Here is an 11,265-nt window from a genome sequence, read left to right on the forward strand (position 1 = left end):
AAGAGAAGAGATTTTACCAATACTTCAATTAAATTTTACATGTGATGTTACAGAACTATTTCAAAATACTTTTTAGACAACTTTATGTTCAAAGATGGAATTCCTTGATACATATCGGTGGACTGGCAATAGGAATCAGTGCTGTTCTGCTCATCATGATTTATGTGAAGTTTGAGAAAAGTTACGATTCAGACCTTGACGCTTCTGATCAATTGTATCGGGTCAATCTCACCACTTTGGCCAAAGGTGAATTAGAAGAAAGTAGCGCCAGAACTTCTCCTGCGATGGGCGAAACTTTTGCCAAAGAAATTGCAGCGGTAGAGGACTTTAGTCGGGTGGTTATTCTTGGTGAAGTTATAGCGGGGATTGAGGAGCAGTTCGTGAGAGAGGAAGATATATTTATTGTTGATCAAAACTACTTTGAGTTTTTCGATACAAAATTATTGAAAGGGAATTTTGCTACTATGGCAGAACCACTGAAAGTAATGCTTTCCCAAGCTACCAGCCAAAAGATTTTCGGAGATAAAAACCCATTGGGAAAGACCCTCGAAATAAACAGTACCAATTTTGATGGAACGGTGGAATTTGAAGTGGCAGGAGTTTTTGAGTCTCCTCCGGCAAATAGGCATATCAAGCCAGAGATTTTGATTTCTTATGCCACCCTACATCACTTTATTGGGAAAGGTATCGATCAATCTTATGATTGGTTAAACTTGTACTCCTTTTTGAAATTAACTCCTGATGCTTCCATTCCCGAAACAGAAAAAGCCATCAATGAAAGTTTACAGCAGCATTATGGTGAAAACTTAAAGACCAGTAACACAGCATGGAATTTATCCTTACAACCTGTGAACACTATTCACACGACGTTGGACTATTCTGGAGAATATGAGAAAGGTGTTGATGGGAAGAATCTGAGATACTTTTTATGGATCGGAGTATTTGTATTATTGATGATCTATCTCAATTCCATCAATATTTCCAATTCAAAAGCACTAAGTCGAGCAAAGGAAATTGGAGTAAGGAAAGTTTCAGGTGGGAATAGGTTCCAGATCTTTTTCCAGTTTCTTTTTGAGAGCTTTTTAATCAATTTTCTAGCGGTGGTTTTAGCTGCTGTTCTGGTATTTTCTGCAGGCAAAGTTTTAAATAATGTTTTGGGGTTAGATCTACCTGAAAGCGTTTTTCAAGTTGATTCGATCGCTGGATATCTCATTGGTTTTTGGGTTTTAGGAACTTTATTATCAGGTATTTATCCTGCTATAGTTCTAACTTCTTTTTCGGCCGCAGGAGCTTTAAAGGGCACCCTTAAATTTAAGTTAAAATCAGCTTTTGCCAGACCACTTTTGATCAGTCAATTAGTCTTTTGCCTGATAATTATTACTGGAGTTCTGACTGTTTATATGCAGCTGGAATTTATGCGAGATCAGAAGTTAGGGGTTAACCTGGAGGATAAAGTGGTATTTCGATCTCCCATGTTATATATAGAGGGAAGTGGTAACTATCAAGAGCAAATTCAAAATTCAGTTGGGTCTCTGAATGCAGTAAAGAGCATAGGCGCCACTAATGAAATTCCCGGTAATGAAGTGTACTGGAGATCTGAAGATTTTCATGTAGAAGGAAAAAAGAATAATGGGGTGATGTATTCTATGTTGGATGTGGGAGAAGGATATTTTGATGTTTTCGATATTCAATTTTTGGCGGGAAAGCCATTTAATACCTCACTGGAGAAAGGAAAGGAGGCTATTATCAATAAAAAAGCAATGAATGCTCTAGGATTTGATAAAGCCGAGGATGCCATTGGAAGGCAACTTGAATTTGGCAACTCAAGCGTACCAATTGTTGCTGTCGTGGATGATTTTCGCCAGCAAGGAGTTAATGTAGAGGTAGAACCTTTGGTTTTGAATTTTTCGAAAGGTGATTTGAAGTATTATGTGGTTGATTATGAAGGTTCAAATCCAGAGCAGGTACTTCAGGAGATTGAAAGTGTTTTTAAAAAATCCTACGTGAGTTCACCCTTTGAATATTACTTTTTGGATGAACATTTTGACAAGCAATATAAAAGTGAGCAGCAATTTGTCATGTTGTTTGGGCTCGCTTCAATTGTGGCAATTTTGATCGCCATCATGGGAGTGCTTGGAGTGACAGGTCAGCTTGCACTGCAGAAAAACAAAGAGTTGAGTATCCGTAAAATTTTAGGTGCTTCAGCGGGGGAAATTCTAAAATTGATTTCAGGCGAATATTTGATTTGGCTTTCCATATGCTTTCTGGCTGGTATCCCGATTTCATACCTCCTGCTTTCTGGATGGTTGGAAAACTTTCAGCTTCAGGTAACTCTGAGCTGGTGGTTTTTTGTATTGCCTGCTATTTCCATTTTGCTTTTGTTTTTGGCAACAACTGGATACCAGACATTCAAAGCAATTTTTATCAATCCTGCGGAATTTTTGAAAGATGAATAAAAATGGTTTCAGGTTTATAGGCTTAGCCTATGAGGTCTTGGGGATAAAAAATATCAAACGCTTATGTTAAAAAACTACATCAAAATAGCCTGGAGAAATATCCTCCGAAATAAGCTTCGAACAGCTATCCATGTATTGGGCTTGTCGATTGGGATTTCTATTTGTTTTTTGATTTTCAATGTCGTTTTGGAAGCGCATAGTTATGATAAGTTTCATCCAGATGGAGATAGAATTTTTAGGGTGTCCACCACTTCGATTTATCGGGGTAGTATCTATCCAAATCCCGGAGTGCCTTTTCCATTAGGAGAGCAAATACAGGATGAAGTTTCAGGAATCGAAAACCGAACGCATATTTATCTTCTCAGCAAAACGATGGTTGGGATTCCATCATCTGATAAAAATCTTGGACGTCAAGATGGAGTTTTATTGGCCTCTGAGGCATTTTTTAAAATTTTCCCAAGAGAATGGATCGCTGGATCGGAGGAACAAGCCTTGGCAAAACCTAACACAGTAGTGCTTTCTGAAGCATCTGCAGAAAGTTATTTTCCAGATCTGGATCCACAAGAGATTCTTGGTAAAGAAATCGTTTATTTCAATCAAGATTCCATACCTGCAGTTGTCACAGGTATTGTAAAAGCCTATGATCAAAATTCTGATTTTGAGTTCAGTAGTTTTATTTCAATGAACTCAGTTCAGACCATGAAGAATAAATCCCGATTCAATATGGATCGTTGGGATGCAATTACTTCAAATTCTCAGGTTTTTATAAAAATTGCAGAGACTACAGATCCATTAAAATTAGAAAGCGATTTAAATGCATTGGTTGGGAAATACCTGGAGTTGGATGAAGGAGATGAGCGTAATCATGCTTTACAGCCTTTGTCAGAAGTTCATTTTAGGGATGCTATGTATCAAAATGATCCGGCTGAGCCCTTGATCTTAAATGGGCTTATGATTTTGGGCGGAATTATTCTGGTTTTGGCCTGTCTGAATTTTATCAATCTGGAAACTGCACATGCCATCAATCGCGCCAAAGAAGTTGGAATCAGAAAAACACTTGGAGGGAATCGCTCTCAATTAACTTATCAATTTCTCTCAGAAACATTTGTGATCGTTTTTGTGGCAGCTATCCTTTCCTTTGCCCTGGTGGAAATTTTGAAATCATTGGCAATGGACTATTTACCGGCAGGTTTTCAAGTCAATTATTTTTCTTTGACCAATCTCGGGTTTCTCTTGGGCTTTTCCATTTTATTGACTTTTCTCGCAGGCATTTATCCTGCGTTGATTTTGGGAAAATATGATCCTCAGAGAGCTTTGAAAGGAGAAAGAGTCAGAGCCGGTAAGTTTTCTTTCGGAGTATTTTTACGCAAAAATCTAACCGTGGTCCAGTTTACATGTTCCATCACTTTTGTAATCATGGTCTTGGTTTTAACCAGCCAATTAAAGTACATGAGCCAGCAGGAAATGGGATTTGACAAAGAAGCTGTGTTGTACATTTCTACGCCATTTCGTGATGAATTAAATCGGGTAGATATTTTCAAAGAAAAACTCAGCCAGCAAGCCTTTGTCCAGGGAGTGTCTTTCAGCGATGATTTAGTGTCCTCCAATAGCTATTCTACTTCGGAGGTAGAAATGGCAGTTGATTCCATTTCACAGAATGTAGAAGTTCAAAATAAGTTGATCGACTCCTCATTTGTTTCCGTCAATGGTTTGAAACTTATTGCTGGAACAAACATAGCCAATCGAATAGACCAGGTTTTGGTCAATGAGTCATTTGTGAAGAAATTCGGTTTTGCCAACCCAGAAGAAGCGGTGGGTAAAAGTTTCTATTACGATGATACGACTCGGGTGATCCAAGGAGTGACAAATGATTTCCATTCCTTGAGTTTAAGATCTGAAATCAAGCCTTTGCTGATGGTTTATCAGCCCGAATATTCTTCCTTGATTTCTGTGAAATTAGAGAAAGGTGCAAATATTCGAGAAGCCAAAGAAACAATGGATCAGATTTTCAAAGAGTTGTATCCTTTGGAATCTTCGGAGTTTAAGTTCTTGGATGAAGTGATCGCAAAATTTTATGAGGATGATCAAATGCTTCGCAATGTGATGGGTTTTGCTTCCTTTTTGGCAATCCTGATTTCCTGCTTGGGGCTTTTCGGATTATCTTCATTTACCATCGCACAGCGAACCAAAGAAATTGGAATCAGGAAGGTTTTGGGAGCGACTATTTCTCAGGTTTTGGTATTGATCAGTAAGGAATATGTATTACTGATAGGGATTTCTTTTGCTATTGCCTCGGGTATAGCTTGGTTCTTTGCCAGTCAGTTTCTCAATAATTATGCATTCAAGATTGACATGCCATACGGCCTATTTATCCTTTCAGGTTTCCTTATTCTGATCGTATGCTTGACCATTGTTGGATTACATGCTTTCAATGCGTCCCAGACGAATCCTGCAAAAGTTTTGAAAGATGAATGAAGTGATGTCGGATATGCGATTGCGGATGTCGTCAGTTTTGAACCTGTCTTCGAGTAAAATTTTACAAAATGGCCCCGACTCGCTAAGCCTGATAAACTTTAAATTAAAAGCAACAAAAATTAGTACATCAACTTACAACTTGTTCGAGAACCTTTAAACTTTCCAACTTTTAAAACTTTCAACCATATGCTAAAAAACTATTTTAAGATCGCCTTCAGAAATATCCTTAGAAATAAGCTTCGAACTGCTATCCATATTCTAGGTTTATCTATTGGAATTGCCATCAGTTTTTTGATTTTTAATGTGGTCACGCATTCCTATAGCTTTGATAAGTTTCATCCAGACGTAGATAGGATTTATCGGGTGAATACACTGACAGACTATGGAGATGGAGGAAGTTATCCTAATTCTGGAACACCAGGGCCACTTTATGATGTGATCAAAGAAGAGATCCCTGGGATAGAGGAAAAAGGCAAATTGTATACTATGTACAATACTTTAGTGGCTTTGCCCAATACAAATAAGGTGTTTGATAGATCCAATGAAGTAACTTTTGCTGATCCGGACTTTTTCAAAATTTTCCCAAGAAAATGGCTCTCAGGAAACCCTGAAACAGCCTTGCTTCAACCGGAATCTGTAGTCATCTCAGAAGCAAGTTTGCATAAGTATTTTCCGGGTTCTGAAGCTTCTGATGTTTTAGGGCAGGAATTGATGTTCGTGGATACAGATTCTATCTATGCAAAAGTCACTGGGGTAATAGCTGATTATCAAGAGAATACCGACTTTATCTTCAAAGACTTTATTTCTTTAAGTACGATTAGGACTGAAGAGCAAATAAATTGGTATGGCATTCATGAGTGGAATTCAGTGACTTCAAGTAGCCAACTATTTGTAAAACTTTCTAAAGGCGTATCACCTCAATCGGTAGATGAGGCATTTACGCCTTTGATAGCCAAAAATATGGAGGCTGAGGAAAATGGAGAGTATGCAACCAGCTTCTTTACAGAGCCTCTTTCAGAGATGCATTTTGGTCAAACCTATGGCAGTAAAAGTGTTTCCAAAACATTCTTAAATGGTTTGGTTTTTATTGGTCTAATAATTTTGGTGCTTGCTACCTTGAATTTTGTAAATCTTGAAACAGCGCAAGCTATTAGCAGATCCAAAGAGGTAGGGATTAGGAAGACGATAGGAGGAACCCGTATTCAATTGATTTCGCAGTTTCTGACTGAAACGTTTCTTATTATTTTGGTCAGCTCTATTTTGGCTTTGGGTTTAGTAGAAGGGCTTAAATTATTATTTAAAACTTACTTACCTCAAGATTTCTCCATCGAATATTTTTCACTTTTCAACATCCTGTTTTATACAGCATTCCCTGTTCTTTTGACCTTGATTTCGGGTATTTACCCAGCGTTGATTCTATCTAATTACGACCCTCAACGTGCTCTGAAAGGCGAAATGGTGAAAAACAGAAAATTTTCTTTAGGGGTATTTCTTAGAAAGAATCTTACAATTATTCAATTGTCTTCTTCTATTGCTTTTATAATTCTTGTATTGGTATTAAACTATCAACTCAAGTTTGTGACCAGTCAACCACTTGGTTTTGACAAGGAAGCAGTGTTGTATGCCCAATTACCATTCATGTCTGATCCAGACAAGATGGTCCAGCTTCAGGATCGCTACAATCAGGAAGGAATCGTAAAAAGTGCAAGTCTCAGTGGAAGCTTGGCATCTTCCACCAGCCTTTGGACATCAGTCGTACGCGTGCCTGTGGACACTACTTTTGAGGAGCTTTCGATTCAGGTGATGAATGTTGATTCGGCTTTTGTGAAAGTAAATGGGATTCCTTTGCTAGCGGGGACCGATGGAATAGATCGGGAGGAAGAAATTCTTGTCAATGAGCAATTTGTGAAAGAAGCAGGCTTTGCGAGTGTGGAAGAGGCTATTGGATCTGAAATCGGATATAGCGAAAAGCAGGTCAAAATTATCGGTGTAGTTGCTGATTTTCATTCCAGAACGCTAAGGGAAAAAATTCGTCCATTGCTATTTACCTACAACCCTGAATATTTTCAGACTGTGAATGTGAAGCTAAATTCTGATCAAAATCTTGCAGCCGCAAAGGAGCGTTTAGAGCAGATTTATCTGACCATTTATCCCTATGAAACTGCATCTTTTAATTTTCTGGATACACAAATCGATCGGTTCTATCAGGAAGATGTTAAAATTAAGAACGTGTTAGGATTTGCTTGCGGGTTGGCAATTTTGATTTCTTGTCTAGGCTTATTCGGTCTTTCCAGTTTCACAATCGCCCAACGTACCAAAGAAATAAGCATCAGGAAAGTCCTGGGTGCAACATTGAATCAGATCTTGTTTTTGATCTCCAAAGAGTATATGATCTTAGTTGGAGTTTCATTTCTGATTGCAGTTTTTCCTGCCTACTATTTTCTAAATGACTGGCTCAATGGCTTCAATACAAGGGTAGAAATGCCTTATCTGATATTTATCGCTGCAGGCTTAGGGGTGATGGCTATTTGCTTGCTAATCGTTGGTATTCATTCCTTTGTAGCATCGCAATCGAATCCAGCGAAAGTCTTGAAGAGCGAGTGAGGCGATTTCGGATTGGGGATTGGGGATTTGGGATTTTCTGAGTCATTGAGACCGAGGAATGAGTGAGGCAAACTGATTATTAGTAAACAGATTGCTTCGGATTATTGATTTCTGTATAGAAATCGAAGTTCAGTTTTAATCCTCGGAATGACGGAGTTTAAAGATACTTGGTACTTTGTTCATAGGACTTTGTACTATTATTGTTCAAACAAATTCAAATTCCCGCCTCTTCTAAATTTACTCAAGTCATATTCAGGAATGGTGCGACCGGCGAAGTATCTCTTTAGAGAAGTCTTAAACAGTTGATTGATCATTTCAGCGACTTTTCCTTCGCCTTTCATGCGCCTTCCAAATTCTGAATCATTCAACTTGCCTCCATGGGTAGCACTGATTTGATCCAAAATCTTAGGAGCACGATTAGGGAAATTCTTTACAACCCAATCTTCGAAAATAGCCCCAACGCTGCCATTTAGGCGTACGATAGTCATTCCTGCAGAAAGTGCTCCTCGATCCGCAGCTGCTTTGAGTATGGCTGGCACTTCATGATCCGTCAGGCCAGGGATAATAGGGGCACACATCACGCTAACGGGGACACCGGCTTTGGAAAGCTCCTCTATAGTTTTGAGTCTTTTGCTGGCACTGGCTGTTCGAGGTTCCATGCTACGTCTCACTTTTTCGTCAAGAGAGGTAATAGAAATAAAGACTTTGACCAAGTTGTCTTTTGCCAGTTCTTCCAAAATATCCAAGTCACGAAGGATCAAGCTGTTTTTGGTGATCAGGCCAACTGGATGCCTGTAGCGAAGAAAAGTCTTTAAAAGATTTCGGGTCAATTCAAACTTTCGCTCAATCGGTTGATAGCAATCTGTGTTTCCTGAAAGGCTGATGGGAGCTGGCTTCCAATTGGGTTTGCTGAACAATTGCTCTAAAAGTTGAACAGCATTTCTTTTGACCATGATTTTACTTTCGAAATCCAATCCGGCATCAAAACCATAATATTCATGTGAGTTTCTGGCGTAACAATAACTACAACCATGTTCGCAACCCTGATATGGATTAAGCGAATAGATCATCCCTACATCAGGACTGCTTACTTTGTTGACAATTGTTTTTGGGTTTTCAAAGAAAAGTTTGGTGAAAGGGCTCTGGATCATAGGTTCGTCTATTCCTTCGATATGATCAGATACATAGTGATTGGTAAGGAATCGGTTTTCAGGTTTAATCTGGGAACCTCTTCCTTTGAAATACTTTTCTGCATTTAATTCTCCCTCCATAAAAGCTAATTTACTGGCTTCTATGGTATCAAGAAAGATGAAAGTTTGTGTTCGACAGCAGATGTCAGGTTATTGAATAGGTATGAAATAATAAAATTGGGTATTCGACATGGGTAAATAAAAACGCATCTTTCCCAAAAAAATCAATAAATCCCCAATGGTGTAATTAAAATTTTTAATGAAGTTCTTTAATGAGAAATTCCCTATAAAAGTTAAATTGTGCCATGGTTTTAGTATGCCAAGAAACAATTGACTTGAATAACATCTTATGAAAACCCTAAAATGTATTTTTTTTATTTTCCTTTCTGGCTTTGCGATAGCAACGAGTAGTGCTCAGAATAAATCATTGGAGCCTGGATTTACCAGTTTGTTTAATGGCAAAGATCTAGATGGTTGGGTTGGAAATAAAGAGTCTTATCGAACTGAAAATGGGATGATTGTCATCGATCCTCAGGGAGGTGGTGGCGGAAACCTGTACACTGAAAAGGAATACGGAAATTTTATCCTTCATTTTGAATTTCAGCTGACACCAGGGGCAAATAACGGTCTTGGAATCCATGCACCTCTGGAAGGGGACGCTGCTTATGTGGGAAAAGAATTACAGATTTTGGATAACAGAGCAAAGAAATATGCCGAATTGCAAACCTATCAATATCATGGATCTGTCTATGGTGTGATACCTGCGAGACGTGGTTTTCTAAAACCAGTAGGAGAGTGGAACCAGCAAACGGTTATTGTGAATCATCCAAAAATCAAGGTGATATTAAACGGTACAACTATCTTAGAAGGGGATTATTTAGAAGCGAGTAAAGACGGAACTTTGGATCATAAAGAGCATCCAGGTTTGGAGAGAAGCTCTGGACATATTGGCTTTTTGGGACATGGAGATGTCGTCCACTTCAGAAACATCAGAATTAAAGAATTATAAATCATCAAAATAACTAAATCATAAATAATGAGTAAGAAAATTTCAGTTATGGATCGCCGGGATTTCGTCAAGAAAAGTGGTATTGGTATCCTAGGAGCCGCTTTGGCACCTTCGTTTTTGGGAAAATTATATGCAGAAGGAAGATTAAGAACTGCACATATCGGTCTTGGCGGTATGGGAATGGCTGATTTGGATGCGATTTCATCTCATGATCTCGTGGACGTCGTAGCACTTTGTGATGTAGATAGTGAGGCACTTGCCAAAGCAAAAGCTTTGCACCCAAATGCGAAAATCTATGCTGATTACAGAGTTTTATTGAAAGAGTTAGAGGATGAAATTGACGCAGTAGTGGTTTCTACTCCTGATCATACGCATGCTCCGGCTTCCTTGATGGCCATGAAAATGGACAAGCCTGTTTATTGTCAAAAGCCATTGACTCACCACGTGTCTGAGGCAAGAGAAATGAAGAAAATGGCTGAGAAGAAAAACCTTATCACTCAGATGGGGATTCAGGTGCACTCTTTCTACGATTATAAATTAGCGACACTATTGATCCAATCTGGTATCATCGGAAAAGTCAATACTGTAAGAGCTTGGTCTCCTAAAAACTGGGGCTTTGATGGGCCAGAGCCAACTGGATCTGATCCAGTTCCAGCTTCTCTTGATTGGAATTTATGGCAGGGAACAGCTCCTGAAAGACCTTATAAAGAAGGATACTACCACCCTGGTAACTGGAGAAAAGTTATGGACTATGGATGCGGAACCTTAGGCGATATGGGTGTGCATATCTTCGATACTCCATACAACGCATTGGAACTGGATGTTCCAGAAACCATTATCAATGAGTGTCGTCAGCCAACAGGTTTTGGATTCCCTGAGCACAATACCGTGACTTATGAATTCCCAGGTACCAAACACACTGCTGAGAAATTAAAGTGGGTATGGTATGATGGAGTAGGAGCGCCAGCAAATCATCCGGATTTAGTTTTGCCAAATGGTGAAAAACTTCCTGACCAGGGAGCAATGTTTATGGGTGAGAAAGGAAGATTGCTTTTGCCTCACTTCCAGCAGTTGCCAAGATTAATTGTTGATGGAGAATATAAGGAAATGGACATTGAGTCGTTTAACCTAGGAGCACCGGTTAAAGATTATGATTCTGAAAGCAAGAAGCATTACCACCAGTTTGTGGATGCTTGCCTAGGAAAAGACGAATGCTCTGCACCTTTTTCTTATGCGGCAAGATTGACTGAGACTATTTTGCTAGGTGTGATTGCGGGAAGGTTCCCAAATCAGACGCTGCATTGGGACAGTAAAAAAGCTCGTTTCGCAGAAAAAGAAGCGAATCAGTACTTGGATGGAAAGTACCGTAAATTTTGATCAAAAGAGCTAGAAACTAGCAGTTGAAAAATAAAACTTGAACATTGTCTTTGTCCGCCTGCGAACAAAAATGTTCGAGAAATCAATAGGGTTGAATACCGAAAAATGCCTCTGGAGTCGTTTCAGGGGCTTTTTTTTGTGGCACAAAAGTGGA

General features: G+C 39.0%; 6 protein-coding genes. 5 read left to right on the forward strand and 1 reads right to left on the reverse strand.

Going from position 1 to position 11,265, the window contains the following annotated elements; translation table 11 throughout:
* Positions 1-44 precede the first annotated feature (44 nt).
* From FHS59_RS15715 to FHS59_RS15725, 3 genes are all read left to right on the forward strand, one after another.
* On the forward strand, positions 45-2,456 hold the full coding sequence (locus tag FHS59_RS15715) for an ABC transporter permease (protein ID WP_184496371.1): 2,412 nt from the start codon (positions 45-47) through the stop codon (positions 2,454-2,456).
* A 63-nt stretch (positions 2,457-2,519) separates the two neighbouring features.
* Positions 2,520-4,931, forward strand: coding sequence for an ABC transporter permease (locus FHS59_RS23650; RefSeq protein ID WP_184496372.1), 2,412 nt, complete (start codon positions 2,520-2,522; stop codon positions 4,929-4,931).
* Between the two features lie 186 nt (positions 4,932-5,117).
* Positions 5,118-7,535 carry an ABC transporter permease gene (locus FHS59_RS15725; protein ID WP_184496373.1) on the forward strand — a complete coding sequence of 806 codons (2,418 nt, stop codon included), beginning with the start codon at positions 5,118-5,120 and terminating at the stop codon, positions 7,533-7,535.
* A 197-nt stretch (positions 7,536-7,732) separates the two neighbouring features.
* On the opposite strand, the gene FHS59_RS15730 is transcribed toward FHS59_RS15725, so the two are convergent.
* Positions 7,733-8,806, reverse strand: coding sequence for a PA0069 family radical SAM protein (locus FHS59_RS15730; protein WP_184496374.1), 1,074 nt, complete (start codon positions 8,804-8,806; stop codon positions 7,733-7,735).
* A gap of 268 nt (positions 8,807-9,074) precedes the next feature.
* Between FHS59_RS15730 and FHS59_RS15735 the strand changes: the two genes are divergently transcribed.
* Positions 9,075-9,734: a 3-keto-disaccharide hydrolase gene (locus tag FHS59_RS15735; RefSeq protein ID WP_184496375.1), complete on the forward strand. Its 660-nt coding sequence runs from the start codon at positions 9,075-9,077 to the stop codon at positions 9,732-9,734.
* A gap of 27 nt (positions 9,735-9,761) precedes the next feature.
* Positions 9,762-11,111, forward strand: a complete 1,350-nt coding sequence (locus tag FHS59_RS15740; protein WP_221444522.1) for a Gfo/Idh/MocA family protein — start codon at positions 9,762-9,764, stop codon at positions 11,109-11,111.
* The last annotated feature ends 154 nt before the right edge of the window (positions 11,112-11,265 follow it).

Source organism: Algoriphagus iocasae (genome assembly GCF_014206875.1).
GTDB lineage: Bacteria > Bacteroidota > Bacteroidia > Cytophagales > Cyclobacteriaceae > Algoriphagus > Algoriphagus iocasae.

Excerpts from the sequence above, each read along its gene's own strand:
- FHS59_RS15715 (WP_184496371.1), top strand. The coding sequence starts at position 45 with ATGTTACAGAACTATTTCAAAATACTTTTTAGACAACTTTATGTTCAA.
- FHS59_RS23650 (WP_184496372.1), top strand. The coding sequence starts at position 2,520 with ATGTTAAAAAACTACATCAAAATAGCCTGGAGAAATATCCTCCGAAAT.
- FHS59_RS15725 (WP_184496373.1), top strand. The coding sequence starts at position 5,118 with ATGCTAAAAAACTATTTTAAGATCGCCTTCAGAAATATCCTTAGAAAT.
- FHS59_RS15730 (WP_184496374.1), bottom strand. The coding sequence starts at position 8,806 with ATGGAGGGAGAATTAAATGCAGAAAAGTATTTCAAAGGAAGAGGTTCC.
- FHS59_RS15735 (WP_184496375.1), top strand. The coding sequence starts at position 9,075 with ATGAAAACCCTAAAATGTATTTTTTTTATTTTCCTTTCTGGCTTTGCG.
- FHS59_RS15740 (WP_221444522.1), top strand. The coding sequence starts at position 9,762 with ATGAGTAAGAAAATTTCAGTTATGGATCGCCGGGATTTCGTCAAGAAA.